Annotated in this window: 24 protein-coding genes; 8 read left to right on the top strand and 16 right to left on the bottom strand. The window is 66.9% G+C overall.

All coding sequences use genetic code 11. The features are described from left to right. Positions 1-54 precede the first annotated feature (54 nt). Positions 55-1,749, top strand: coding sequence for a PglL family O-oligosaccharyltransferase (locus tag ACSFB7_RS14920; protein ID WP_435471328.1), 1,695 nt, complete (start codon positions 55-57; stop codon positions 1,747-1,749). 8 nt (positions 1,750-1,757) lie between these two features. On the opposite strand, the gene moaC is transcribed toward ACSFB7_RS14920, so the two are convergent. Then, positions 1,758-2,240, bottom strand: a complete 483-nt coding sequence (moaC, locus tag ACSFB7_RS14915) for a cyclic pyranopterin monophosphate synthase MoaC (RefSeq protein WP_435471326.1) — start codon at positions 2,238-2,240, stop codon at positions 1,758-1,760. A gap of 54 nt (positions 2,241-2,294) precedes the next feature. Between moaC and ACSFB7_RS14910 the strand changes: the two genes are divergently transcribed. Beyond that, positions 2,295-3,860 (top strand): M48 family metalloprotease, encoded by a 1,566-nt coding sequence (locus ACSFB7_RS14910; protein ID WP_435471324.1) that lies wholly within the window; start codon positions 2,295-2,297, stop codon positions 3,858-3,860. Between the two features lie 22 nt (positions 3,861-3,882). Here the strand turns inward: ACSFB7_RS14910 and ACSFB7_RS14905 are convergent, their stop codons facing one another. The 3 genes from ACSFB7_RS14905 to ACSFB7_RS14895 all read right to left on the bottom strand — a co-directional run bounded on the left by ACSFB7_RS14905 (position 3,883) and on the right by ACSFB7_RS14895 (position 5,606). Next, positions 3,883-4,236, bottom strand: a complete 354-nt coding sequence (locus tag ACSFB7_RS14905; protein WP_187112884.1) for a phage holin family protein — start codon at positions 4,234-4,236, stop codon at positions 3,883-3,885. Positions 4,237-4,328: 92 nt separating this feature from the next. Beyond that, a complete protein-coding gene (locus tag ACSFB7_RS14900; protein WP_435471321.1) occupies positions 4,329-4,793 on the bottom strand; it encodes a hypothetical protein in 465 nt (154 codons plus the stop codon). Positions 4,794-4,865: 72 nt separating this feature from the next. Then, positions 4,866-5,606, bottom strand: a complete 741-nt coding sequence (locus tag ACSFB7_RS14895) for a TerC family protein (protein ID WP_435471319.1) — start codon at positions 5,604-5,606, stop codon at positions 4,866-4,868. A 498-nt stretch (positions 5,607-6,104) separates the two neighbouring features. Here ACSFB7_RS14895 and ACSFB7_RS14890 point away from each other — a divergent pair, with 498 nt between their 5' ends. Then, positions 6,105-6,569, top strand: coding sequence for a DUF3717 domain-containing protein (locus ACSFB7_RS14890; protein WP_435471317.1), 465 nt, complete (start codon positions 6,105-6,107; stop codon positions 6,567-6,569). A 16-nt stretch (positions 6,570-6,585) separates the two neighbouring features. Further along, positions 6,586-6,891: a putative signal transducing protein gene (locus ACSFB7_RS14885; protein WP_435471315.1), complete on the top strand. Its 306-nt coding sequence runs from the start codon at positions 6,586-6,588 to the stop codon at positions 6,889-6,891. A gap of 118 nt (positions 6,892-7,009) precedes the next feature. On the opposite strand, the gene ACSFB7_RS14880 is transcribed toward ACSFB7_RS14885, so the two are convergent. The 4 genes from ACSFB7_RS14880 to purB form a co-directional block, all read right to left on the bottom strand. Then, entirely contained in the window at positions 7,010-7,570 is a 561-nt protein-coding gene (locus ACSFB7_RS14880; protein WP_435471313.1) for a YaeQ family protein, read from the bottom strand. A gap of 34 nt (positions 7,571-7,604) precedes the next feature. Then, positions 7,605-9,737 (bottom strand): TonB-dependent receptor family protein, encoded by a 2,133-nt coding sequence (locus ACSFB7_RS14875; RefSeq protein WP_435471311.1) that lies wholly within the window; start codon positions 9,735-9,737, stop codon positions 7,605-7,607. Positions 9,738-9,825: 88 nt separating this feature from the next. Further along, positions 9,826-10,956: a PepSY-associated TM helix domain-containing protein gene (locus tag ACSFB7_RS14870; RefSeq protein ID WP_435471309.1), complete on the bottom strand. Its 1,131-nt coding sequence runs from the start codon at positions 10,954-10,956 to the stop codon at positions 9,826-9,828. 129 nt (positions 10,957-11,085) lie between these two features. Then, positions 11,086-12,465: an adenylosuccinate lyase gene (gene purB / locus ACSFB7_RS14865; RefSeq protein ID WP_435471307.1), complete on the bottom strand. Its 1,380-nt coding sequence runs from the start codon at positions 12,463-12,465 to the stop codon at positions 11,086-11,088. Between the two features lie 131 nt (positions 12,466-12,596). Between purB and ACSFB7_RS14860 the strand changes: the two genes are divergently transcribed. Then, the gene (locus tag ACSFB7_RS14860) at positions 12,597-13,208 is read left to right on the top strand and encodes a glutathione S-transferase N-terminal domain-containing protein (RefSeq protein ID WP_435471305.1); all 612 of its coding nucleotides are present in this window, start codon (positions 12,597-12,599) and stop codon (positions 13,206-13,208) included. A gap of 13 nt (positions 13,209-13,221) precedes the next feature. Here ACSFB7_RS14860 and ACSFB7_RS14855 read toward each other — a convergent pair whose 3' ends face one another. The 6 genes from ACSFB7_RS14855 to ACSFB7_RS14830 all read right to left on the bottom strand — a co-directional run bounded on the left by ACSFB7_RS14855 (position 13,222) and on the right by ACSFB7_RS14830 (position 19,592). Beyond that, the gene (locus ACSFB7_RS14855) at positions 13,222-14,016 is read right to left on the bottom strand and encodes an SDR family NAD(P)-dependent oxidoreductase (protein ID WP_435471303.1); all 795 of its coding nucleotides are present in this window, start codon (positions 14,014-14,016) and stop codon (positions 13,222-13,224) included. Continuing rightward, positions 14,013-15,314, bottom strand: coding sequence for an MFS transporter (locus ACSFB7_RS14850; RefSeq protein ID WP_435471301.1), 1,302 nt, complete (start codon positions 15,312-15,314; stop codon positions 14,013-14,015). The genes ACSFB7_RS14855 and ACSFB7_RS14850 overlap by 4 nt, the downstream gene beginning before the upstream one ends. A gap of 15 nt (positions 15,315-15,329) precedes the next feature. After that, complete coding sequence (locus ACSFB7_RS14845) at positions 15,330-16,553, bottom strand: class I SAM-dependent methyltransferase (protein ID WP_435471299.1); 1,224 nt, start codon at positions 16,551-16,553, stop codon at positions 15,330-15,332. Next, a complete protein-coding gene (locus ACSFB7_RS14840; protein ID WP_435471297.1) occupies positions 16,550-17,347 on the bottom strand; it encodes a DUF1365 domain-containing protein in 798 nt (265 codons plus the stop codon). The genes ACSFB7_RS14845 and ACSFB7_RS14840 overlap by 4 nt, the downstream gene beginning before the upstream one ends. After that, on the bottom strand, positions 17,344-18,684 hold the full coding sequence (locus ACSFB7_RS14835; RefSeq protein ID WP_435471295.1) for an NAD(P)/FAD-dependent oxidoreductase: 1,341 nt from the start codon (positions 18,682-18,684) through the stop codon (positions 17,344-17,346). The genes ACSFB7_RS14840 and ACSFB7_RS14835 overlap by 4 nt, the downstream gene beginning before the upstream one ends. Positions 18,685-18,977: 293 nt before the next feature. Beyond that, the gene (locus ACSFB7_RS14830) at positions 18,978-19,592 is read right to left on the bottom strand and encodes a glutathione peroxidase (protein ID WP_435471293.1); all 615 of its coding nucleotides are present in this window, start codon (positions 19,590-19,592) and stop codon (positions 18,978-18,980) included. Positions 19,593-19,720: 128 nt separating this feature from the next. Between ACSFB7_RS14830 and ACSFB7_RS14825 the strand changes: the two genes are divergently transcribed. From ACSFB7_RS14825 to ACSFB7_RS14815, 3 genes are all read left to right on the top strand, one after another. Beyond that, positions 19,721-20,578 carry a ferritin family protein gene (locus ACSFB7_RS14825; protein ID WP_435471291.1) on the top strand — a complete coding sequence of 286 codons (858 nt, stop codon included), beginning with the start codon at positions 19,721-19,723 and terminating at the stop codon, positions 20,576-20,578. A gap of 92 nt (positions 20,579-20,670) precedes the next feature. Next, complete coding sequence (locus tag ACSFB7_RS14820; protein WP_435471289.1) at positions 20,671-21,549, top strand: RNA polymerase sigma-70 factor; 879 nt, start codon at positions 20,671-20,673, stop codon at positions 21,547-21,549. 86 nt (positions 21,550-21,635) lie between these two features. Next, on the top strand, positions 21,636-22,097 hold the full coding sequence (locus ACSFB7_RS14815) for a carboxymuconolactone decarboxylase family protein (RefSeq protein ID WP_435471287.1): 462 nt from the start codon (positions 21,636-21,638) through the stop codon (positions 22,095-22,097). 20 nt (positions 22,098-22,117) lie between these two features. On the opposite strand, the gene ACSFB7_RS14810 is transcribed toward ACSFB7_RS14815, so the two are convergent. After that, complete coding sequence (locus tag ACSFB7_RS14810; protein ID WP_435471285.1) at positions 22,118-23,323, bottom strand: septal ring lytic transglycosylase RlpA family protein; 1,206 nt, start codon at positions 23,321-23,323, stop codon at positions 22,118-22,120. Further along, the gene (glnE, locus tag ACSFB7_RS14805) at positions 23,316-26,120 is read right to left on the bottom strand and encodes a bifunctional [glutamate--ammonia ligase]-adenylyl-L-tyrosine phosphorylase/[glutamate--ammonia-ligase] adenylyltransferase (protein WP_435471283.1); all 2,805 of its coding nucleotides are present in this window, start codon (positions 26,118-26,120) and stop codon (positions 23,316-23,318) included. The genes ACSFB7_RS14810 and glnE overlap by 8 nt, the downstream gene beginning before the upstream one ends. Between the last annotated feature and the right edge of the window lie 25 nt (positions 26,121-26,145).

Raw genomic sequence — 26,145 nt, 5'->3', positions numbered from 1 at the left:
ACTCCACCGTCGAACTTCCCAGCTTCTTCGAAGCCCAAGGCACAATGCCAGCGGATGACCGCTGACACTCTTGCCCGCGCTCAAAGGCCTGCTCCTGAATACATGGGCCAGGTGGCTCGCGTGGGGCTGATAGCGCTGCCATTCTTGTGCCCGTTCGTGGCTGGCCCGTCGGTCAATGTCTGGCAGTTGCTTTTCACATGGGCATGCCTTGCCGGCATCCTTTTGCTTGGCCCGGCGGCTTTCCCTACGTATCTCTTGTCGATCTGGCTGGGGTTTGGAATGCTCGCAGTAGCACTGTCCAGCGTGCCCAGCGGTTCTTCGACGTGGCTTCCGGCTTGTATGGTCATTGCCGGCATGGTGGCTGCGGCCAGCATCGGTTCTGGAGTGATCGCCGGCGGCCGTGCTCCTGCGTCAGCACTGTCCTGTGGCATGTTGGTTGCCGGTCTCGTGAGCGCAATCCTTGGCCTTCTCCAGTACTACGGTCTCGCCGAACCACTCGTCCCCTGGACCACCACCCCCGCCTTGGGCCAAGCCTACGGAAACCTCCGTCAGCGGAACCAGTTTGCCACGTTGATCAGCACGGCCTGGATTGCATCACTATGGCTCTACGCCATGTATCCATCGGCGCGCGTACGGCGCGGGTTGATGGCTGCGGCACTGCTGCTCCTTGTTGCTGCTGCCGCTTCGACATCGCGCACGGGGTTGCTTCAATTGCTGTCCATCGTCGGCGTAGCTGCCTTCATTGCCAGACGAGAGCGCCGGGGCTTGCGTGTCGAAGGAGCCGGGTCGCGGTTGTACCTGCCTTCGCCGCTGCTTCTGCTATCGACCATCCCGTTCTACTTTGTCATCGCCTGGGCATTGCCTCAATTGGCTGGGGGCGACAGCGGCGTCGAGAGCATGCTGCAGCGCTTGCACACCGGCGCACCTGAGGACCATAGCCGCCTCATACTGTGGCGTAACGTGCTTACGCTGATCGGCAAGCATCCCTGGACCGGCTGGGGATGGGGCGAGCTCAGCTTTGCGCATTACAGCACCCAATATGACGGCGCCCGGTTCGTCGAGATCCTGGACAACGCGCACAACCTTCCCCTCCATCTGGCAGTGGAGCTGGGCATTCCTGCCGCCGTGCTGATCTGCGGTGGCTTTTTCTGGATGGTGCTTGCCGCGCGGCCCTGGCGCGAGCGCGATCCCACGCGCCTGATGGCGTGGGGCATGCTGGGTGCGATCGTGCTGCACAGCCTGCTCGAGTACCCGCTCTGGTATGGGCCGTTTCAGCTGGTTTTCGGCCTGTGCCTCGGCATGCTGTGGCCGGGCAGGCGCAGTCTTGCGATCTGGCCGGCGCTGCAGTCCCTGGCGGCCGGTGTCTTGCTGTTAATTGTCGGATGCGCCAGCTGGGATTACGTCCGCGTCAGCCAGATCTATCTCCCGCGCGACGAACGGCTTGCGGCTTACGAGGAAGATACGCTCGCGAAGGTGAGAGGATCGTGGCTGTTTGCGCGCCAGGTGGAGTTTGCAGAGTTGACGCTGACCGCCGTAACGCCCGCCAATGCTGCCGAGGTGCATGCTCTCGCGCAGCGCGTGATTCATTTCTCGCCGGAGCCGCGCGTCATCGTCAAGCTGATCGAGAGCGCCGAATTGCTGGGGCGCAAAGAGGAGGCGCGGGAAGAGGCTGAGCGCTTCAGGCGTGCATTTCCGTCAGACTTCGCCCGCTGGATGAGGGAGGGTGCGAACGAAGACGTCGCTCCCTAGCAGTGCGGTCATGGCGCCTCCCAACTCCCCGACTTTCCCCCATGCTTCTCCAACACATGCACATCCGTGATCCGCATCCCCCGGTCCACTGCCTTGCACATGTCGTAGATCGTGAGCAGCGCCACCTGCACGGCGGTCAGCGCCTCCATCTCGACACCCGTCGGCCCCACGGTCTCGACCGTCGCGGTACACGCCACCTGCGGGACCTCTCCGCCTTCGGCCATCGCAAACGCCACGGCCACCCGCGTCAGCGCCAGCGGATGGCACAGCGGAATCAGGTCACTGGTCTTCTTCGCCGCCTGGATCCCCGCGATCCGCGCGATCCCCAGCACATCGCCCTTCTTCGCCGTCCCCGATTCGATCAGCGCCAGTGTCGCCGGCTGCATCTCGATGCGTCCCGTGGCCACGGCCACGCGGTGGGTGGCGGGCTTGCCGGCGACGTCGACCATGTGGGCCTGCCCCTGCGCGTCAAAATGGGTGAGAGACTTCATGTGTGAACGTTCGGGTTGGGGATGCATCATACGAGCCCGAGCCACAGACGAGGAATGCCGCGCTTGACTCCCGATCCCCACAGAAAAAGCCCGCTTGCGCCCGTCCTGCGGTCGCTATGCGCTACTTTTTTAATAGCGTCCCAGGTGTTGCTGCCAACCCCCGCACTGGCCCAGATGCAGGTACTGCCCGGCATGGGCGACGGCGGCGAGATGACGGCCAGCGCCGAGCGCCATCTCGGCGACCAGATCGCCCGCGAGCTGTACCGCGACACCGACTATGTCGACGACCCGGTGATCGCCGCCTATGTGCAGGAGATCTGGCAGCGCCTGCTGGCGGCTGCCCGCACGCGCGGCGAGCTGACGCCCGAACTCGACGAGCGCTTCGCCTGGACCATCCTGATTGGGCGCGATCGCAACATCAATGCCTTTGCGTTGCCGGGCGGCTATCTGGGCCTGAACCTGGGTCTGGTGGCCGTGGTCGGCAGTCGCGACGAGCTGGCCACGGTGCTCGGGCACGAGTTGTCGCACGTCACCCAGCGCCACATCGCGCGCATCATGGACAAGCAGGGCAAGCAGTTGCCGTTGATGCTGGCCGGCCTGATCCTGGGGATGATCGCCGCCAGCAAGAGCCGCAGCGGTGACGCCGGCCAGGCGGTGATCATGGGCAGCCAGGCGCTGTTCGCGCAGAACCAGTTGAACTTCTCGCGCGACATGGAGCGCGAGGCCGACCGCATCGGCTTCGGCGTGATGACGCAGGCGGGTTTCGCGCCGCAAGGCGCCGCGGCGATGTTCGAGAAGCTGCAGTACGCCTCGCGCCTGAACGACAACGGTTCGTACCCCTATCTGCGCAGCCATCCGCTCACCACCGAGCGCATCTCCGACATGCAGGGCCGGTTCCAGTTCCGCATGGACACGGCGCCCCCGGTCCCGCCGGTCATGGACCACGCGATGATCTCCGCCCGGGCCCGCGTGCTGACGCGGCCGGGCGTGGATGTGCTGCGGCTCTGGGTCGATTCCGCGTCGACCGGCGAGTTCGCGAAAAGCACGCCGATTCAACAGGCCGGCACGCTCTACGCTGCCGCGCTGTCGGCCAAGGAAATGCGCGACTACAAGACGGCGCGTGCGCTGGCCGAGCGGCTCGTCGTGCGCACGGCGGACGACGCGCCAGCGGCCAAGCAGGCGCGCTGGCTCAGCGCTGAAATCGAACTGGCCGCGGGCGCAGCGCCCAAGGCGGCCGCGCTGCTCGACGCCAAGTCGAAGGAGCGCCCCGAGATGCTGCTCGCGGCCGAAGCCGCGATTGCCATGCGCCAGCCCGCGCCGATGATTCCCGCGCTGCGCGACTGGGTGGCCGTGAACCCGCGCGACGCGACGGCGTGGCACACGCTCGCCAATCTCTACGGTGCCCAGAACGACACGGTGCGCGCGGTGCGCGCCGATGCCGAGGCCAACGTGGCGATCCTCGATTACCCGGCCGCACGCGATCGTTTGAAGGCGGCACAGGAGCTGATGCGGCAGTCGGGGAAGCCGATCGATCACTACGAGGCGTCGATCGTCGACACCCGCGCGCGGGCTGTGGATGTGCTGGTGAAGCAGCAGGCCGAAGAGCCGCCGCTGAAGTAGATAACAGTTACGGCGGCGCCGCTCAGCGCCGCGAAAGAAGCCCGCCCAGCGCGGATTCGATGAGCAGTCCCAGCAGCGAGTAGATCAGCGAGCCGATCAGCGCGGCCAGGAAGCCGTTGACGTGGAAGCCGCCGAGCAGCCCCGAGGCGGCCCAGAACAGCAGCGCATTGATCACGAACAGGAACAGCCCGAGCGTGACGATGGTGACCGGCAGCGTCAGCACCACCAGGATCGGCCGCACGATCATGTTGAGCAGGCCGATGACCGCCGCCGCGATCAGCGCGGAGCCGAAGCTGTTGACCTGGACACCGCTGTAGAGATAAGCGACCGCCAGCAGCGCCACGGCGCTGAGCAGCCATTTGATGATGATGCGCATGCGGCGCAGGATACCCCAGAGCCCTAAAAACGACGAGCCCCGGCGCGTTGCCGCGCCGGGGCTCGTCGTGAAGGCCTTTTGAGCCTGTCTTGTTACTCGGCCAGCTCGTTCGCCAGCACCAGCAGTGCACCCATGCCCATCACCGCGCCGGGGAAGGCCCAGCCGGTCTGGTTCGCGGGCTTCTGGTCGGGCGTCACGGGTTCGAGGTCGACGCCGATCTTCGGGCGGCGCGCATCGACCACATGAGCCGCCGAATGCTCGCGCTTCAGTTGAAGCGTCAGCTCGGCCAGCGGGCCCATGGCCAGCACCGGCGTCACCTGGCCGCCGTTGCGCTCCAGCAGCGGCAGCATCTGTGCCTGCACCTTGCTGAACCACTTGGCGCGCCAATTCTCGCGCGCGCTGTGGCTCACCCACTTGCTGATGCGATGCGTCATGCGCGGCGCGCAGGCCACGAGCACCCAATGGCGCGCCACGACGCTGTTCGCGTCCGGTGCGAGTTCGGCGAACTGTTCACAGGCGTAGGTGACGTCGTCGACATAAAGAATGATCTTTTCCATGAGTGCTCCTTCAGGTAGTTAGAGTGGCAGAGACAGGGGTACAGGAAGCGTCGGGGCAAGCGCTTGCGGCGCTCAGCCCGGCGTGGCAGCCGTCGTTGCCGGCTTGTTGCGGGCCGCGACCCACTTGCCGATGGCCAGCACCAGCAGCGCACCGCCGATACCGGCTGCGTACTTGATCACGTCGGTCTGCGGCACCTTCGGCACCCAGGTCCAGGCGGCGGTGTTCGCCAGCGCGGGGTCCGACACGGCCATCGTGCCCGCGATCCAGCCCAGCAGCATGCCGCCCAGCGTGATGATCATCGGGAACTTGTCCATCAGTTTGATAACGAGCTGGCTGCCCCAGACGATGATCGGGATGCTCACGAGCAGGCCGAAGATCACGAGCGGCATCTGGTGGTCGGCACCTGCGCCTTGCGCGGCACCGGCAATGGCGATGACGTTGTCGACGCTCATCACGAGGTCGGCAATGATCACGGTCTTGACCGCGCCCCACAGCTTGTCGCTGCCGGTGATGTTGCCGTGCGCGTCGTCATGCTCGGGGGCCAGCAGCTTGATGCCGATCCAGAGCAGGAGGACGGCGCCGACCAGCTTCAGGAACGGAATGGCCAGCAGCGTGAGCGCGAAGAAGATCAGGATCACGCGCAGGATGATGGCGCCGGCGGTGCCCCAGAGAATGCCCTGGGTGCGTTGTGCGGGCGGCAGCTTGCGGCAGGCCAGCGCGATCACGACGGCGTTGTCGCCACCGAGCAGGATGTCGATCATGATGATCTGACCGACAGCGACCCAGAACTCCGGGGTCATGAACAATTCCATAGATTCCTCTTTGTCTTCTTCGCGCCCCGCCTGTCTCTCCTGGGTGGGACGATGACGGGCAGGCGCATACCGATGCGTTTCGATTCATCCCGCACGGGGCTGGTCGAAAGCGTGGAAATGAAGAAACCGGTGGAACCGGGGACTCGAGAACGCTTCGACCAAACCTGCACAGGTTCAAATCGAAGGTCTTGCTCGACAGCGCGCGCGCCAGTGCGCGTACGTTGTCCGACAGGCCGGAAGTGTTTTGCTTCGTATTGACGACCTGGCGATTCACGCTGCCATGGACAGCGGTCGGGAGCTACTCCCCTTCGTGGGCGGGATTAGAGCATCGAAGGTTGCGGCATGGCAATCGAAAGTTTCCATGCGCTCAAGAAGAACAAGCCCGAAACGCGCATGAACAGTGCGATGGACGCTCCTTTTTTGGGAGCAGACATGGCCCTTTGGGATCACGGGACATTGGCGGACTATGATCGCCGCTCGCTGCTTTTTCCACTCTTCATGGCCGCCATACACATCACCGACATCGAGGCCGCCATCAACCACTGGCGCGAGAGAACACCCTCGCCCGACGGGGTCACGCTGGGACCCGAATTGCGCGCGCTGGCCGAGGTCTACGCGCTCATGGTTTTTCACCACGAGGACGAGGTCGACGAGGTCGGCTTCCCTCCCAAGGCCTGGGCTGCCTGGATGGCCTGGTACGAGAGCACCCCCGACACGCCCTGCATCGCGATCTGCTCCACCAGCCAGGGCGACGACGAATGCAAGGGCTGCGGGCGCAGCTTCGACGAAGTGCAGCACTGGCCCGCGATGACACCGGTCGAGAAGCGCGTGACCTGGCGCCGCATCACCATGGAAGACTCGGCCTGGCGCTTCAACCGTTATGCCGAGCGCGCCCGCGAAGCCGAGCCGCCGCAGTGGCCCGACGATCCGACCGAGCCGCTCGGTCCCGACGACACGCCCTGAAGGCCGGCACCACCGCATGCGCCGCCTTGCCCAAGCCCCGAATCTCGCGATCGCGACGCTGTGGGTGCACGCCTTGCGCGAGGAGGGCGTCGAGGCCACCGTGCAACGCGAATTCCTCGGCGCGGTGATGGGCCAGTTGCCGCCCGACCAGTGCCTGCCCGAAATCTGGATCGACGATGAAAGCCAGTTCGAGCTTGCACAACGCGTGCTGCACGCCGTGCAGCACCGGCCGCAACGCAGCTGGCAATGCGTGTGCGGCGAGCAGGTCGAAGGCGGCTTCGAGCAGTGCTGGCAGTGCGGCGAGATGATGCCCGCGATCTAGAAAGAGAAAGCTTTCCCTTCGTGGAACACCGCGGAACCGGCTTTGCCGGGCCGCAGGTGTTGCCCCCGGTAGGGGGTTGGAGAAGCGACACGAAGTGCGCGTAGCCTGGGGGCGAGCCCTATTTCCAGCGCAAGAGTTCGATGTCGATGCTGTTGGTGCCGTCGCCCAGCGTCAGCGTGTTTTCCTGGATCGTCGCCTGCAGCTGCATGCTGCGCTGCGCGAGCGCGGCCAGTACCTGCGAGGCGTCGGTCGGCACGCGGTAGACCTTCAGGTTCTGCGGCCGCGTGAGCTTGTTCTCGATGCCGCGCCACCAGATCTCGGCGGCGTGGTTGAAGCAATAGACGATCACTTCGTCGGCCTTGCCGCAGGCCTTGAGGACGGGCTTGTCCTCGGGCTGGCCGACCTCGATCCAGATCTTGATCTGGCCCGTGAAATCGCGCAGCCACACGTCGGGCTCGTCGACGTTCGACAAACCGGCGCCAAAGGTCAGCGTGCCGTCGCCGTTGCAGATGTCCTGCAGCTGGTGCGCGTTGAGCGCGAGCGCGACGAGCCGGATCATCATCCGCTCGTCGGTTTCGCTCGGGTGGCGCGCCAGGGTCAGCGCATGGTCGGCGTAGTAGCCGTGGTCGATGTCGGCCACCGCGAGGGTGGCCTTGAAGATGGTGGATTTGAGGGCCATGGGTGCGCGAGTGTATGCGCGCGCACCCCCGGACTCAGAACGCCACCGAGGCTTGCACGTACAGCGTGCGCGGCTGGCCCACGTACTTGCCGCCGTTGTTGTCGACCGAGCGGTTGTAGTAGCGGCGGTCGAACAGGTTCTTGATGCCCACGGCCAGCTTCAGGTTGCGCATGTTCGGGCCGAAGTCGTACGCGGCGCGCAGGTTCATGGTGGTGTAGCCCGGAATGTTGCCCAGCCGGCCGGTCGCGTCTTCCTGCGTGACGTAGATCGCGCCGGGGTCGGGCGAGCCGGGCGAGCGCTGCTTCGACTGCGCGTAGAGGTCGGCATTGAAGACCCACGGGCCGCGCTCGTAGCGTGCACCCAGCGATGCCACCTGGCGCGAATAGAACGGCAGGTCGCGCCCCGCGAACACGCCGGCCTTGGAGGTGGCCTGCGTGTAGGTGTAGGTGCCCGACACCGACAGCCCCTTGAGCGAGTTGCTCAGGTCGCCGAAGTCATAGCGCAGCGCCGATTCCAGGCCGCGGTGCCGCGTGGCGCCCAGGTCGGTCCACTGGCCGACGTCGCCGGTGATGGAGCGGGCCAGTTGCAGCTCCTTGTCGAAATTGATGTTGAACAGCGTCAGCTCGCCGCTCCAGGCCTCGCCCTTGTAGTGCGTGCCGATTTCATAGGTCTTGGCCTTCTCGGGATGCAGGCCGCTGGTGGACTGCGCGAGCTGCGCGTACTGCTGCGGCCCGAAGGACACGCCGGCATTGGCGAACAGCGACCACTTGGCGTTCATGCGGTACATCACCGACAGCGTCGGCAGCACTTCGTTGGAATCGATCTTCGGGAACAGCGTGCTGGTGATCCGGCCGCTGGTGAGGTTCGTCACGTCGTTGTGCGAGCGGATGGCTTCGTAGCGCACGCCGGGCGTGATGGTCCAGTTGCCGAAGTCGATCCGGTCGTCGATGTAGAACGCATGCGCGGTCGTGCCGCCCGCGCTGGTCTGGTAAGCCGGCTGCGCCAGCGTGTTCGCATCGAAGCCCAGGCGCGGCCGGTAGTAGCTGCTGCGCGTGGCCACTTCCGAGCTGGCTTCCTTGAGGTAGCGGTAGCCGACGCTGACCTCCTGCACCACGCTGCCCGAGTCGAAGAGGCGCGAGTAGCGCGGCTCGACGGCGAAGGTGTGGTACGTGCGCGGCGCCGCGGTCAGGCGGCGCTGGTTGGCGCTGGTGCCGCTGCCTTCCTGCTCCAGGTGGCTGCCGCGGAACGAGTCGGTGTAGTAGGTCAAAAACTCGAACTTGTTCACGCCGTCGTTGTGCGTGTACTTGAACGAGCCGTCGGTGCGGCGTCCGGTGAACTCGTCGAAGGGGCGGTCCGACTGGAACGGGTTCGCCGCGAACTGCGCGGTGGTCAGCCCGCCCGGCATGCGCCCGCTGCCTTCGAAGTGGTGCAGCGACAGCGCGATGTCATCGGTCTTCGAGATGCGGTAGGCGCCCTTGAGCATGACGTCGTCGAGCTTGGTGCTGTCGTTGCTCGAGCGCCAGCCATCACCGTGCGTGCCCGAGTACAGCAGCGCCAGGCCCAGGCCCTTGTCGTTGGTGCCGCCGACGAACAGGCTGGGCGTGGACTTCACGCCGCCGCCATGGCTCGCGCTCTCGATGCCCACGCTGGCCTCGGCCGCGAACTGCGCCGGAATCGACCGCGTCACGAAGTTGATGATGCCGCCCACGTTCTGGGGGCCGTAGCGCACCGAGCCCGCGCCGCGCACCACGTCGACCGCTTCGAGGTTGCCCAGCGACACCGGCGCCAGCGACAGTTGCGGCTGGCCGTACGGCGCATAGGCCAGCGGCACGCCGTCCAGCAGGATGGTCGAGCGCGGCGACAGCCGCGAGGTCAGCCCGCGCACACCCACGTTGAGCGAGATGTCGCTGCCGCCCGTGCCGTTGCTTTCCTGCACCTGCACGCCCGGCACCTGCCGCAGCACGTCGCGCACGCTGGCCGAGCCGCTTTCCTGGATCTGCTTGCGCTCGATGATGGTCCGTGCGCCGGCGTGCTCCAGCACCTTGGTTTCGCTCGGGCTGCCGAGCCAGTCGCCCGTGACCGTGATGGCCTCCAGCGATTTCGATGGCTCGGCGGCGGGCTCCGCGTCGGCGGCGAAGCTCTGCAGGCTCAGGGGTAACAGCGCCATGGCGATGGCTGTGCGTTTGTGCGGGAACAAGAGGATCCTCCTTCGGTTGTTGTTGAATGAAGCGGTGAGTGCAGGGCGTCGCGACCGTTCAGGACGCCGTGCGACTGGAAAGCGCGTTGTTGCGGGCCGCGGCGGCCATGGCGCGCCGGCGCCACCAGAGCCAGATGCCGCTGAAGCCCAGGCCGCCGAGCGCCAGGCCCAGCAGCGCGGTGACGACCTGGTGGGCCACCCCGCCCAGCTCGCCCGTGTGCAGCGGAAAGATCACCGCCACCATGCCGTTGCCGGTGTCGAGGTCTTGCCACTTGCGCGCAGCCAGCACCTCGCCGCTCACCGGGTTCAGCCAGGCCGAGCTGATGCCGTTGGGATGCGGGTCGTCAGACAGCCGGAAGCGCACGCGCACCGGCCGGTCCGCCTTGCCGGGCACCAGCACGTAGCCGATCGGCTGGCCCGGATAGACCTGCTGCGCGCGCGCCACGAGTTCGTCCAGCGGCAAGCGCGGGCCGCTGGCCCCGCCCTTCGCGATGGCCGGGGGCTTGACCGGCTGCTGCCCCAGGGCGGTGGAGATGAAGTCGCCCAACGGCCGCCACGCCATGTAGGCGCCCGTGGCCACCGACACCGCGATCAGCAGGCCGAGCACCGCGCCGCCTGTGCGGTGCAGGTCGAACAGTCCGCGCAGCAGGCCGCGATTCAGCACGATGCGCAGCGACGGCGGCCAGCGTGTCGGCCACCAGAGCACCAGGCCCGTCACCAGCAGGAACAGGTAGGCGAGCGCCACGAAAGCCAGGATGCCCTTGCCGGTGCTGTCGAGCAGGAGGCTGTTGTGGAGCTTGTAGGCCAGGTTGTAGAAACCCTCCTCGGTGCCGCGCCGGCCCTGCTCCGCGCCGGTGGCGGGGTCGAGGTAGAGCGTGCCGTCCCACTTGCCGCGCACCAGCACCCAGAGCGTCTGGCCGGGCTCGCGCGGTGGGCGCAGCGTGAAGTTGGTGTCGGGGCCGAACTCGGCCAGGATGCGCTGGCGCAGCGCCTCGAGCGGCAGTGCGGCAGCGGCCGGGTCAGCCGCGCCGCGGGCGACGAAGAAGGCCGGATGGGCGTAGCGGTCGAGCGGCTGCGACACCACGAGCACCGCGCCGAGCAGTGCCGTGAGGGCAAGGATCGGCCCGAGGGAAAGACCGATCCAGCGATGGACCTTGAGCCAGAGACGTCTCAGCGGAGCGCGCAGCATGAACGGCGGGGACGGCGAGTCCCATCACGGTTGTTGGCTGGCGCACCTGTCGGCGCGTTGGCTGGGGAGTGGGTGCGATGCGACGAAAACAGCCGCCCTCAGGCGGCTGGTGCATCGGTACACGAAGTCTTAAATTCTACTGGCGAGTTCCGCAGCCTTGCCAACATAGCTGGCTGGCGTCATGGCCAGAAGGCGGGCTTTTTCCTCTTCCGGGATCTCGAGCGAGCGGATCAGTCCGTGCAGCGCCTCGGCCGTGACGGTCTTGCCGCGCGTCACTTCCTTGAGCTGCTCGTAGGCGCCCTGCACGCCGAAGCGGCGCATGACGGTCTGGATCGGCTCGGCCAGCACTTCCCACGAAGCGTCGAGGTCTTCGGCCAGCGCTTCCTGGTTGAGTTCGAGCTTGCCCAGCCCGGTGGCCAGGCTGGCGTAGGCCAGGGTGGCGTAGCCGAAGGCCACGCCGATGTTGCGCAGCACCGTGCTGTCGGTCAGGTCGCGCTGCCAGCGGCTGATGGGCAGCTTCTCGCTCAGGTGGCGCAGCACCGCGTTGGCCAGGCCCAGGTTGCCTTCGGCGTTCTCGAAGTCGATCGGGTTGACCTTGTGCGGCATCGTCGACGAGCCGATCTCGCCCTTCTTCAGGCGCTGCTTGAAGTAGCCCAGGCTCACATAGCCCCAGATGTCGCGCGAGAAGTCGATCAGGATGGTGTCGGCGCGCGCCACGGCATCGAACAGCTCGGCCATGTAGTCGTGCGGCTCGATCTGGATGCTGTACGGCTGGAAGCTCAGGCCCAGGCCCAGCGGTGCCGGCGTTTCGATGACCTTGCGGCTGAAGGCTTCCCAATCGAAATCGGGCCATGCGGCCAGGTGGGCGTTGTAGTTGCCGACCGCGCCGTTCATCTTGCCCAGCAGTTGCACCGAGGCAATCTGCGCGCGGGCCTTCGACAGGCGCACCGCCACGTTGGCGATTTCCTTGCCGACGGTGGTCGGGCTGGCCGTCTGGCCGTGCGTGCGCGAGAGCATCGACACGTTGGCGAACTGGTGCGCCATTTCGCGCAGCTTGGCGATCAGGCCGTCGATGGCCGGCAGCACCACCTTGTCGCGGGCGGCCTGGATCTGCAGGGCGTGGCTGGTGTTGTTGATGTCTTCGCTGGTGCAGGCAAAGTGCACGAATTCAGCGGCGGCCAGCAGCTCGGGCCGGGCCTCGAACTTGGACTTGATCCAGTACTCGACCGCCTTCACGTCGTGGTTGGTGGTCTTCTCGATCTCCTTGATGGCCAGTGCATCGGCCTCGGAGAAATGGGCGACCAGCCCCAGCAGGTACTTGCGGGCGCCGCCCGTCAGGGGCTTGAATTCGACAAAACCGCAGTCCGACAGCGCAATGAACCACGCCACTTCGACCTGCACGCGCCGGTGCATATAGCCCTGTTCGCTCATCAGCGGGCGCAGGGCCGCGAGTTTGGTCGCATAGCGACCGTCCAGGGGGGAGAGGGCGGAAACGGTGGAAAAGCTCATGCCCGAATTTTAGGCGGCCGCCGGTCCGTGGGGCGGCCCCGACACATTGGGGTCGATTCGGGCCTCTGGTTTTCCCGTTCACCTAAAATGATTATGAACAAATGTCATCAAAGCAACGGGAGAGAGTCTTCATGAAACTGATCGGATCGGCCGCCAGCCCTTATGTGCGCAAGGTGCGCGTGGTGCTGGCCGAAAAGCGGCTCGATTACCAGTTCGTGATCGAAGACGTCTGGGCTGCCGACACCACCATCGCCAGCTCCAACCCGCTGGGCAAGGTGCCTTGCCTGATCATGGAAGGCGGCGAGGCGATGTTCGACTCGCGCGTGATCGTCGAATACCTGGACACCCTGTCACCGGTCGGCAAGCTCATCCCGCAGCAAAGCCGCGAGCGCGCCGAGGTCAAGACCTGGGAAGCGCTGGCCGATGGCGTCATGGACGCCGGCGTGCTCTGGCGCCTCGAAGCCACCTGGCCCGGGCGCAGCGACGGCGAGCGCAGCGCCGCCTGGATCGAACGCCAGCGCACCAAGGTCGAGGACGGCGTGGCTGCCATGTCCAAGGGCCTGGGCGACAAGCCCTTTTGCAGCGGCATTCACCTGAGCCTGTCGGACATCGCGGTGGGCTGCACGCTGGGTTGGCTCAACCTGCGCTTTCCCGAAATCGACTGGCGCGGCGAGCACAGCAACCTGGCCAAGCTGTACGACAAGTTGATGCTCAGGCCCAGCTTCATCGATACGAAGCCCTGACCCACTCGCAGGCCTACAGGCCCGTGAAGCGCGCCACCGCCGGAAAGTAAAGCCGGTAGGGCAGCACCCGCATCAGCTTCATCCAGAAGGTGAAGCGGCGCGGAAAGTGGATCTCGAAGGCGCCCCGGCGCCAGCCGTCGAGCATGGCTTCGGCGGCCTTTGCGGGCGTGATCAGCGCCGGCATTTTGAAATCGTTCTTCGCCGTGAGCGGCGTCTCGACAAAGCCCGGCTGGACCAGGCTGACGCCGATGCCGCGCGCATGCAGGTCGATGTACAGCACCTCGGCCAGATTGGTGAGCGCCGCCTTGGTCGGGCCGTAGGCCAGGCTCTTCGGCAGCCCGCGAAATCCGGCCACGCTGCCCGTGATCGAGAGATGGCCCGCGCCGCGCGCCACGAAGCCGGGCAACACGGCCGCCAGCACATGCAGGGCGCCCACATAGTTGATCTGCTGGTGCGCCAGCATTGCATCGAGCGCGAACGCGTCGGCACGCAGCGCGTCGTAGGTGGCGACGTTGTAGAGCACGAAGTCGATTTGTCCCGCGATGGCCTGCAGCTGGGCGTGCGCGGCCGACACGGCGACAGCATCGCGCACATCGAGCGGCAGCACGATCACGCGCGGTGGCCGGCTGGCGTCGTCGTGCATCTCCGCGAGTTCTTCCAGGGCCTCACGGTTGCGTGCCGACACCGCGACCCGCGCGCCGCGCGCGAGCAGCGCCAGCACTGTCGCACGGCCGATGCCCGAGGACGCGCCGACGATCCACGCCGTCTTGCCGTGCCAGTCGGCCAGCGGCGGATTGAACGGCTTCACTGCGAAGCCTCGGGAACAGGCGCCGATGCAGTCGATCCACCGGTCGCCGGCCGGATCACCAACGCCCAGAGAGACACGCCCGCGAGCACCTTGAGCACGCAGGGCAACAGGCAGTAGGCCAGCGAAAGCGCCTGCAGGGCCAAGGGTTCGCGCGCGCCGGGCACGTAGCCCGCCAGCCCGAGCAGCGGCAGTGCCAGGCCCGCAGCCAGCGCCAGGTTCAGCTTGGTCGCGAAATTCCACCAGCCGAAGTAGGCCCCGGCATGCGGCTGGTCGCCGGCCTCGGCAATGATCCCGGCCAGCAAGGCGCCCGGCAGCACGAGGTCTGAGCCGATCGCAAAGCCCGACAGCGCGCAGACCACGAGGAAGGGCGCCGCATCGCCCGCACCCATCGCGCCGGCCCACGCGAACACCGCCACCGACATGCACATGCCCCCGAGCCAGGAGCGCGCCAGCCCGAAGCGGCGCACGATGCGCAGCCACACCGGAATCGACGCGGCCGCCACGACGAAGTAAAGACCCAGGAAGGCCGGCTCCAGCGAAGCAGGCGCGCGCAGGCGGTCCTGCACGAAGAACAGCACAAGCGTGGCAGGCACCGCGCTCGCGATGCCGTTGAGCACGAACACCGCCAGCAGGCGGCGAAACGCCGGTCGGCGCAGCGGCAGCCGCAGGTCGACCGCCGCATGCGGCACGGCGCCGCGCACCGGCCGGGGCGCCCGCGTCCAGAACACCCAGCCGATGGTCAGCAGCACGCCGAACAGCCCGACCATCGCGGGCAGCCCGGCCAGCGTCGGCACCACCGACGCGAGCACCACGCCGACCAGCCCCATGCCTTCGCGCCAGCCCACGATGCGCCCGCGCTGCAAGGCGTCGCCGCCCAGCATCGCGCCCCACGACTGGTGCGAGATGCTCAGCATGCTGTAGCCCGCATAGGTGATGGCCAGCAGCACGGCCGCCGCCACAAGCAGTGCGCCATGCCGCGCGGGATCGACCAGCAACTGCGGAAAGAACAGCAGGCCGAAGCCAAGCAGCAACACACCGGCCGCGATGGCTCCGGCACCGAGCACCGCCTGCGACGAACGCGCATGCAGCCGGTCGCTCAGCCGTCCGAGCAGCGGGTCGATCAACGCATCGAGCAATCGCGCGCCGAGCAGCACCGCGCCCAGCGTCGCCAGCGGTACGCCGAAGGCCCGCGCATAGTGGTTCGGCAGCAGCACGTAGAGCGGCAGCGCGACGAAGGCGAGCGGCAGCCCGAGCAGTCCGTAGCGCAAGCCATCGAGGGGTCCGAAGGAGGACGACACGAAGGGCCGCGCGATCTAGCGCTTGCGCAGCGTGTACTGGACCACGTCGATGTTGGCCTGCGAGAACGCGGCCTCGCAGTAGGCCAGGTAGAACTCCCAGATGCGCATGAAGCGCTCGTCGAAGCCCAGCTGCAGGATGTGGGCGCGCTGCCCCAGGAAGCTCTCGCGCCAGCGCCGCAGCGTCTCGGCGTAGTCGGCGCCGAAGGCGAATTCGTCCACCACCTCCAGCCCCGCGGCTTCGGCCTCGCGGCGGAACTCGCGCGGGCACGGCAGGCAGCCGCCCGGAAAGATGTACTGCTGGATGAAGTCGGTCGAGTCGATGTAGCGGTCGAACAACTGGTCGTCGATCACGATGCTCTGCACGCAGGCGCGGCCGCCCGGCTTGAGCAGCCGGCTCACGCTGGCGAAGTAGGTCGGCCAGTATTCGCGGCCCACGGCTTCCACCATCTCGATGGAGCAGACGGCGTCGAACGGCGCGTCGTCGATGTCGCGGTAGTCCTGTAGGCGCAGGTCGGTCTTCAGCCCCGCCGTGCGTTGCCGGGCAAAGGCCAGTTGCTCGGTGGAGAGCGTGACGCCGGTCACCGAAGCGCCGAAATCGAAGGCCGCCATCTCGGCCAGCGCGCCCCAGCCGCAGCCGATTTCGAGCACGCGGTCGCCGGGCTTCACGGCCGCCAGTTGGAGGGCGCGGCGCACCTTGGCGCGTTGCGCCTCGGGCATCGGCTTGTCGAGCTTGCCTTCGAACCAGGCCGACGAATAGTTCATCGTCTCGTCGAGCCAGAGCTTGTAGAACGCATTGCCCAGGTCGTAGTGCGCGTGGATGTTGCGCGAGCTGCCAGTCTTGCTGTTGCGGTTCATGATGTGCCGCACGCGGTAGAGCAGGCGGCCGAACCAGCTGCCGTACACCACGTCCTCGATGGCGCGGCGGTTGGCGATGAACACCTTGATCAGCTCGGTGAGGTTGGGCGTGGTCCAGTCGCCTGCGATGTAGCTCTCGGCGAAGCCGATGTCGCCCGACTTGAGCGCGGCCTTGCACACGTTCCAGTTGCGCAGCGTGAGCGAGGCCGTCGGGCCGCTGCCCGGCGTGGCGCCGAAGTGCCGCACCGAGTCGTCGGGCAGGCGCACGGTGAGCGAGCCGTAGGCCAGCCGCTGCAGCAGGCCGAGCACGGTGCGCGCGGCGCCCGGGGCGTCTTGCGGCAGCGAGAAGCGCGAGGCGGAGGAGGCGGTGTGGGTCGTGGTCATGGATTCGCCTGCTGCTGGTTGTCGCGTGAAACGAAATTGGGGGGCGGCGCCGGCTTGGCGACGAAAGGCACGCGCTTGAGCCACAGCCGCGCGGCCTGCCAGTGGATGCGCGCGATCAGCCCGAAGGTCATGGCGGGGTAGCGCCACAGCGCGCGACGCACGCTGGCCGCCGTCATCGGTGCGAGTTCGCCGCTCACGCTGGTCTGCAGCAGCGGGCCGTCGGCGTCGTCGTGGTCGATGCGCACCACGGTGCGCGTGAGGTCGGCATCGACGAAGAAGCGAAAGCGGTAGTCGCCGCTGACCCGGCAGAACGGTGAGACATGAAAGGCCTTGGTGGCCCTGAGTTCCGCGCCGTACACGGGGCGGTCGAGCAGGTAGCAGTGGCGTTCGCCGAAGGTGTTGTTGACCTCGACCACGATCGCCCGCAGCACGCCTTCGCCCGTGTGGCAATACCAGAAGCTCACCGGCTTGAAGGTGTAGCCGAACACGCGCGGGTAGCAATGCAGCCAGGCTTCGCCGTCGGCGTCGTGGATCTGGTGGGCGGCCAGCAGCTCGTCGAGCCAGGCCAGTGCGCCGCCTTGGCCAGGCGCGCGGCCGTCGCCGTGGTCGATGTCGAAGAAGGACAGGGCGGCCCGGCGATTGACCGCGAGCGTGTCGCTGCCGCGTGCGCGCAGGGTGCGCATCGGCAGCATCAGGAAGTAGGTCGGGTAGACGAAGGCGTTGCGCGCCGGGCGCAGGCGTGCGTGGCGGACTTCTCCGAAGCCCATCAGCGGCACGGCCTGCGTGGGCGTCATGGCGTGGGCCTCGGGGTGCCGTCACCGGCGGCGGCCGACAGGCGGGCCCGCAGGCCCTGGGCTGCGGCCAGGCCGGCCTTCAGGCCGTCTTCGTGGAAGCCGTAGCCCATCCACGCGCCCGCGAACCAGGTGTTGCGCTGGCCTTGCAGGGCGGGCACCTCGGCTTGCGCGCGGATCGCGGCAAGGTCGAGCACCGGGTGGTCATAGTCGTATTCGGCCATGACCTGACTACGCTGGATCTCGCGGACCGGATTCAACGAAACGACGACCGGTTGTTCCCAGGGCAGCGGCTGCAGCTTGTTCAGCAGGTAATGCAGGCAGACGCGGCCGGATTCGCGGTCGCTGGCCGCCGCGCGTTCGTAGTTCCAGGCGGCCCAGGCGGCGCGGCGTTGCGGCAGCACGCCGGCGTCGGTGTGGAGCACGGCGTGGTTGGCCTGGTAGCGGATCGCGCCCAGCACCGCGGCCTCGGCCGGGCTGGCGTCGCCGAGCATGGCGAGGGACTGGTCGGAATGGGTGGCGAGCAGGACGTGGTCGAAGCGTTCGGTGCCGGCATCGGTGGCCACCTTCACGCCGTCGTCGCTGCGCGTGATGCGGCGTACCGGCGTGTTCAGGCGCTTGTCGGACAGGCCGGCGACGATCTTCTCGACGTACTGGCGCGAGCCGCCGCGCACGGTGCGCCACTGCGGCCGGTTGGCGATCTGGATCAGGCCGTGGTTGTGGCAGAAGCGGATCATGGTCGCGACCGGGAACGCCAGCATCTGCGTGGTCGAGCAGCTCCAGATGCAGCCCATCATCGGCAGGAAGTACCAGTCGCGGAATGCTGCGCCGAAGCGGTGGGTGTCGAGGAATTCGCCGAGCGGCTGGGCCAGCTCGCCTTCTGTGCCGGCCTGGGCGATGCGCGTGGTCAGGCGGTTGAAGCGCAGCAGGTCGCGCAGCATGCCGAGAAAGCGGCCATCGAACAGATTGCGGCGCTGGGCGAAGACGGTGCCGAGGTTGTTGCCGCTCCATTCGAGCGGCCCGCCGTCGTCGTCGCGCGTGGCCTGGACCGAGAACGACATCTCCGACAGGGCGGTCTCGACGCCCAGCTCGGAGAAAAGGCGGATCAGGTTCGGATAGGTGCGGTCGTTGTAGACCAGGAAGCCAGTGTCGACGCCATGCGAAACGCGGGTGGTGTCGGTGGCGGAGCGCGGAAGCTCGATCGTTGCCGTGTGGGCGTGGCCACCGAAGTAGTCACTGGCTTCGAAGAGAGTGATCTGGCCGATGTCGCGCAGCGAATGCGCCGCGGCCAGTCCCGAGATGCCGGCGCCGATGACGGCGATGCGAGGGGGCTGCGTCATCGCGAAACCCCCGCCCGGCGGGAATATAAAAATGCTGCGAGGCGCCCCGACACGAAGGAGGGAGGGAGGGAGGAGGAGAAGAATCGCCTCGGGATTTCGACCGAACGGCAAGCGCCCGGAAGACCTCGCAACATGAAACTTGCTGGGCAATCACTGCCCACGCAAGTTAGGAGCGCGACCTTCGCGGCACGGTTCCCGCTGGATTGGTAAACGTTTGTTTCTGCAGGTTCGCGAAGGTCTGGACGCATCGGTAAATAATATTACCGATCCGTCTTTTTGTGAACTGCTCAGTCTTAATTTGTTCCGAGCTGCTTTTCGATGACGTTCACGAAACCGTTTTCGTCGGGTGCCGTCATGCTCGACCACGCCTGCACGACCTTGCCGTCACGCCCGATCAGGTACTTGTAGAAGTTCCATTTCGGCGTGGTGCCGGAGGCTTGCGCAAGCTGCTTGAACAGCGGATTGGCATCGGTGCCGCGCACCGACGACTTGGCGAACATCGGGAATTTCACGCCGAAGGTGCTTTCGCAGAAGTCGGCGATTTCCTTGTTGGAACCCGATTCCTGGGCGAAATCGTTCGAGGGGAAACCCAGCACCACGAGGCCGCGCGCGCGATATTTCAGGTCCAGCGCTTCCAGCCCCTTGTATTGCGGCGTAAACCCGCAGAAGCTGGCGGTATTGACCACCAGGACCACCTTGCCGGAGTACTGGCACAAAGTCTGGGGCTTTTCATCCTGCAGCCGCGGGAAGGTGTGTTGCAGGATGGTCGGGCACCCTGCCGCCTCTGCCGGGGCGGTTGCGGCGGCCACATTCTGGGCACTTGCGGGGAGTACGGTAAACAGGCCAGCCACGAGGGAAATAGCAGGCGCGCAGCGCAAGAGCGTTGACAATCGGGAGAGGGTTCGCATGGCGGACTCCTGGTTCAAAGGGGAGGTGTGCATCCGTGCCGCAAGGGCGCGCGTATTCGCATCATCGCGCGTCTGTCATGGTCGCGCCAAACGGGCCGACTAAAATCGGCGGCCATAGAAAGACATTGATGCTCTATCCGGAACTCTTCAGACAACTCGAATCCGTCCGCTGGGACATGGACAAGGACATTCCCTGGCAGTCGTTCGACGCTTCTTTGCTGACGGAAGAGCAGGCGCAGACCATCAAGATGAATGCCATCACCGAGTGGGCGGCGTTGCCGGCCACCGAGATGTTTCTGCGCGACAACCGCCACGATAGCGATTTTTCGGCTTTCATGTCGATCTGGTTCTTCGAAGAGCAAAAGCATTCGCTGGTGCTGATGGAGTACCTCAAGCGCTTCAGCCCCAAGCACGCGCCCACCGAGCAGGAACTGCACGAAGTGCGCTTCGACTTCGACCCGGCCCCGCCGCTCGAAACCCTGATGCTGCATTTCTGCGGCGAGATCCGCCTGAACCACTGGTACCGCCGTGCCGCCCAGTGGCACACCGAGCCGGTCATCAAGCACATCTACACCACGCTGAGCCAGGACGAAGCCCGCCACGGCGGCGCCTACCTGCGCTACATGAAGCGCGCCATGGAAAAGTTCGGCGACGAAGCCCGTGCCGCGTTCACCAAGGTCGGCGTGCTCATGGCCAGCGCCCGCCGCACCGCCCAGGCACTGCACCCGACCAACCTGCACGTGAACAAGGCGCTGTTCCCGAACGACACCATCCAGAGCCGCATGCCCGACCCGGACTGGCTCGAGCACTGGCTCGACAAGCAGATCAAGTTCGACGCCGTCTGGGAAACCAAGGTCGGCGAGCGCATCTTGCACAACCTGAGCCTGCTCATGAACCGCAGCTTCAAGACCGTGCAGGAGCTCAACCGCTATCGCAAGGAAATCACCGCCACGCTCGGCCCCAAGCCGGAATACCAGGGCGCCTGATCCCGCATACACAAAAAAATCGCCCCGCACGCCGGGGCGTTTTTTTGGGCGCCCGGTGTCACAAACCGCAGGTGCCAGCCGTCTAGCCCGACATGGACGACCCCACACTCGCCTTCGACAGCCACCGGCGCCGCCTGCAGGGCATCGCCTACCGCATGCTCGGCTCCGTCGCGGAAGCCGAGGAAGTCGTGCAAGACGCCTGGCTGCGCTGGCACGACGCCGACAAGAACAGCTTCGACAGCGCCGAAGCCTGGCTCGTGACCGTCGTCACGCGGTTGTCGATCGACCGGCTGCGCGCCGCCAAGGTCCAGCGCGAGCACTACATCGGCACCTGGATGCCCGAGCCCACGCTGACCGAAGCGCCCGACACGCCTGAAGAACTGCTCGAACGCGCCGACGACGTCTCGGTCGCGTTTCTCGCCGTGCTGGAGCGCCTGGCACCCGAGGCCCGCGCCGCTTTCCTGCTGCGCGAAGTGTTCGACGCCGACTACGACGAAGTGGCCCGCACCCTCGGCAAGAGCGAGGCCGCCTGCCGGCAACTGGTGCACCGCGCCAAGCTGCAGGTGCAGGAGGCGCGGCCGCGTTTCAGCGTGCCGCGCGAGACTCACCAGCGCCTGCTGCGCGCCTTCGCCGATGCCGCCGCGCGCGGCAGCCTGCAGGACCTGAAGGCCCTGATGTCGGAAGACGTCGAGCTTCTGGGCGACGGCGGCGGCAAGGTCCAGACCTTCGACAAGATCCTGCGCGGCAGCCAGCGGCTGGCGCAGCTTTACTTCTCGCTCTGGCGCCGCATGGGTGCGTCGGTGCGCATGGAGCTGGTCGACATCAACGGCGAGCCCGGCATGCTGCGCTTTCTCGACGGCGAACTCGAATCGGCCCAGACCTTCGAGATCGAGAACGACCTCATCGTGCGCATCCGCGCGCAGCGCAATCCCGACAAGCTGGCGCGCATCGCGCAACTTTTTCCGAAATAGACCAGCGCGGGTGTCACAGGGCGAACGCGTCGCCCGTCTTCAGTGGGTAGACAGCAGATTTCGTCGTCAACCCTCTGGAGAAACCCATGAACACCACCGCCCGTCTCAACTGGTTCAAGCTCGCCCCCAAGTCCTTCCAGGCCATCCTCGCCGTCAACACCAGCATCGAATCGACCACGCTCGGCAAGAAGCTGATCGACCTGGTCTTCACCCGCGTCTCGCAGATCAACGGCTGCGCCTACTGCCTCGACATGCACGTGCGCGACCTGCGCAAGGAAGGCGAAGACTGGCAGCGCATCAACAGCCTGCCCACCTGGCGCGAAGCCGATTTCTACAGTGAACGCGAGCGCGCGGCATTCGCGTGGGCCGAGTCGCTCACGCGGCTGGCGGACAACCACGACACGCGCGATGCCGAATTCGAAGCGCTGAAGGCGCAGTTCAGCGACCTGGAGATCACCGAACTCACGATCGCGATTGCGCAGATCAACACCTGGAACCGCCTGAACGTCGGCATGCGCGTGCCGGTCGCGGCCAAGCCGCTGGACTGACCGGGCGAGCAAGCAAGCGCCTAGCGGCGCTCCACCACCATCGGCGCGATGCGCAGGCTGTCGCGCAACTGCGTGACGGCCTCGCCAGCCGCCGTCCGCGAGGGGAACGGCCCGGCCTGCAGGCGGTGCGTGCCCGCCTCGCTGAACACGCGCAGTTGCGATGCCAGCGAAGGCAGGCCGCGCGCGGCCTGGCTCATCAAGGTCTCGGCACCGTCGCGTTCTCGGAACGCGCCCAGTTGCACCCAGAAGCCTTGCAACGCGGTGGAAGGCGGTGGCGTCCCCGCCGGAAGCGGCGGTGACGAAGGCGCGGCCTGCAGCGGTGCCAAGTCGGTCACCATGATGGCCTGCCGCGACGGCGGAACGGACGGCGGCGACTGGGCCGATTCCGGCTCGGCCCCGGTCCCGGGAGGCAGCGTGACTGCCATGGGTGTTTGCGGCACGACCGGCATGGTCGACGCGGGCGGCGGCATGTCGTCGCTGTTCGTGGCGACCGACGTCGTCCACTGGGCGGGCACGGGCACCGGCTGCTGTGCGCCCGCCGCGCGTGGCGACGCAACCCGCACTGGAACAACCGGGGCCACTGCAGCCACTGGCAAGGGCGCCGCCGAGGCATACGCCGTTCCGTTGTCGCGCCGCCATGCACCGGTGCGGATGTCCTCGTTCGTGATCCGCTCGATTTCCACCGGCGCCACGCCGCGCAGCAGGTCGAGCTTCAACGCGGCCGTGTAGCTCAGGTCGATGACGCGGCCGTCGACGAACGGCCCGCGGTCGTTCACCCGCACGATCACCTCGCGGCCGTTGGACGGGTTGCGCACGCGCACGTAGCTCGGCAGCGGCAGCGTCTTGTGCGCGGCCGTCATGGCGTACATGTCGTAGGGCTCGCCGCTCGAAGTCGATGCAGCGTGGAACTTGCGGCCGTACCAGGAGGCCAGCCCCGATTCGCGAAACGGCCGGTCGTCGGTGATCGGCGCATAGCCCCGGCCCAGCACCGTGTAGGGCTTGCTGGTGCCGCCGCTGCTGCGGATGGGCTCGATCCGGGGCTCGGCGTCGGGCAGGCGGTCCAGGTCCGGCGGGATGTTGGTGCCGGGGCCGTCGCGGCCGCTGAGCGCGCCACCACCGCTGCTACCACTGCGTGTTCCGCTTGCGCAGCCGGCAAGAAGAACGGCGACTGCAACCGCGCAGGCAGCCAGCGCGGTGCTCGTGCGTGTGCGGGCTTCGTCAGCCAAACACGGCCTTCCACAGCGCCAGCATGGCTTCGCGTTCGGCGGCCAGTGCGGGCGGGGTGACTTGCGTCGGTTCTTCGTTCAGGCGCGCGCGATGCTGCACGCGGCGCAGCTCGCGGTAGGCCCGTGCCGCGCTGCGGCCGATGCCTTCGGGCAGCAGCCCTGCGAGTTCGGCGCGCAGCAGCAGCGCGATGTTGCCCAGGTTGGGAATCAGCTCCGGGTGCTCGCCCGATGAAGACAGCACCAGGAACTGCACCGCGAACTCGGCATCGACCATGCCGCCGGGGCTGTGCTTCACGTCGAAGCGGTCGGCCTTCACCGGCCGCGCGGCGCGCAGCTTGTCGCGCATCGCGATGATCTCGGCCTTCAGCGCCTCGCGGTCGCGCGGCGCCACCAGCACGGCCTCGCGCACCTGGTCGAAGCGCGCGCCCAGTTCGGCGCCGTGGTCCGCGCTGCCGAGCACGAAGCGGGCGCGCGTCATGGCCTGGTGCTCCCAGGTCCATGCGGTGTTGCTGCCGCGTCCGAGCTGGTATTTCTCGTAGGCCTGGAAGCTGGTGGTGAGCAGGCCCGAGTTGCCGTTGGGCCGCAGGGCGGTGTCGATCTCGAACAGGTCGCCTTCGCGCGTCTTCACCGTGAGCCAGTTGATCAGCTTGCGCACATAGGCCGCGTAGACCTCGCCGGCGCGCTCGTCCTCGTCGTCGTAGACGAACACGATGTCCAGGTCGCTGCCGTAGCCCAGCTCTTTGCCGCCCAGCTTGCCGTAGCCGATGATCGCGAACTGCGCCACCTCGCGATGCCGGTTGCGCACATGCGGCCAGCACCAGCGGGCGGTCACGCGCAGCGTGGTGTCGGCCAGCGCGCTCAGGTCGTCGGCCACCTGCTCGACGGTGATGCGGCCATCGACGTCGCGCGCCAGCGTGCGGAACACCTCGGCATGGTGGGCGTGGCGCAGCAGGTTCAAGAGGCGCTCTTCGTCGGCTTCGCCGGTACGGGTGAGCGAGGTGTGGCGTGCTTCGAGTTCGCGCTCGAATTCCTCGGCCACGAAACGGCCGGACAGCATCTCGTCGCTTGCCAGCTCGTCGATCACGCCGGGGTGCTGCATCAGGTAGCGCGCGGGCCATTTCGCCGCGCCCAAGAGGCGCAGCAGGCGCTCTTGCACGGCGGGCCGTTCGACCAGCAGCGCGAGATAACTTTCGCGGCGCATCAGCGGCTCGATCCAGTCGGCCCAGCGCATGGCGGCATCGACATGGCGCGGCGTTTGCCCCGCACCATCGCCGTCGGGCTCCTTGAGCCACTGGCCGGTGCGCTGCACCAGCTGGCGCAACCGCCCGCGCGTTTCTTCGCGCAGCGCGAGCACGCGCGGTGTCTCGCACCAGTCGCGGATGCGTTCGGCAAAAACGGGCGGCAGGTCGTCGAGCAGGTCCGCGAGGTCGGCGGGTGCGGCGGCCTTCTTGCCGTTGCATTTGCCGTTGCAGGGCTTCTCGCCGCCGAGCAGCTTGTCGAACTCCTGCGCGACGAATTCGCGGTGCGTGTCGAGCTGCTCCAGGAAGGGGCAGCAGTTCGCATAGCCCATGCTCTGGGCAATCCAGCGCAGGTCGTCGTCGGCCACCGGCAGCACGTGGGTCTGCTGGTCGTCCAGGTACTGGATGCGGTGTTCGACGCGGCGCAGGAACTCGTAGGCCGAGGCCAGCGCATCGGCGGTTTCCTGCGGCATCAGGTTGGCGCGCGCCAGGCGCTGCAGCGCATCGAGCGTGGGCCGCGTGCGCAGCTCGGGGAACTGGCCGCCGCGCACCACCTGCAGCAGTTGCACGGTGAATTCGATTTCGCGGATGCCACCGCGCGAGAGCTTGACGTCGTTCGCGCGCTCGGGCCGGCCGGCGCTGCGGCGCGCCGACTGCTCGCGGATCTGCCGGTGCAGCGTGCGCAGCGAGTCGAACACGCTGTAGTCGAGATAGCGGCGGAACACGAAGGGCAGCACCGCACCGCGCAGGGCCTGTGCCTGGCCCGCGAGCACGAGATCGCGCGGCGCGACCACCCGGCTCTTCATCCAGGCGAAGCGCTCCCATTCGCGGCCCTGCACCTGGAAATATTCTTCGAGCGCATCGAGCGAGACCACGCTGGGCCCCGAGTTGCCATTGGGACGCAGTGCCAGGTCGACGCGGAACACGAAGCCGTGCTCCGTGGTGTCACCCACCAGCGCATAGATGCGCTTCACGGCGCGTGAAAAGTATTCCTGGTTGGCAAGGCGCCCGCGACCATCGGCATCGCCCGCGGTTTCGCCGTCGACGTCATACAGGTAGATCAGGTCGATGTCGCTCGACACGTTGAGCTCGCGCGCGCCGAGCTTGCCCATGCCGATCACCCACAACTGCGCGCGCTGGCCTTCGGGGCCGAGCGGCGCGCCGTGCACGGCGTCGAGTTCGTGGCAGGCGTCGCGGCAGGCGATGTCCAGCGCCAGCTCGGCCAGCTCGGTGACGGCGGTGGTCACCACGGCCAGCGGCGCCTGCTCGTCGCAATCAAGCGTTACAAGCCGCTCCATCACGAGCTGCCGCACAATCCTCAGTGCATCGGCAACGCTGTCCCCTCGTTGACGCAATGCCTCGTAAGCCACTGTCATCGATTCGCGCCGCGGCGCGCCAAGGGGAAGAAATGAAAGCTCGGCCGCATACCTGCGACGCAGGCGCTGCACGAAGCGTGAGTAAGAAGAGAACGCGTTCTGCGCGTCTGGCGTCGAAGTGGCTGGCAACTGGTTCACACTGCTATCGGTTTCCGTGGAACCCCTCTGAATGCTGGCGGTCATAATTCCCGACACAGCGCGATCCTCA

The organism is Variovorax raffinosi (assembly GCF_051216615.1).
In the GTDB taxonomy this organism is placed as follows: domain Bacteria; phylum Pseudomonadota; class Gammaproteobacteria; order Burkholderiales; family Burkholderiaceae_C; genus Variovorax.
Note: the sequence above shows the minus strand (reverse complement) of the source record. Positions and strands in the feature narration are given on the sequence as shown.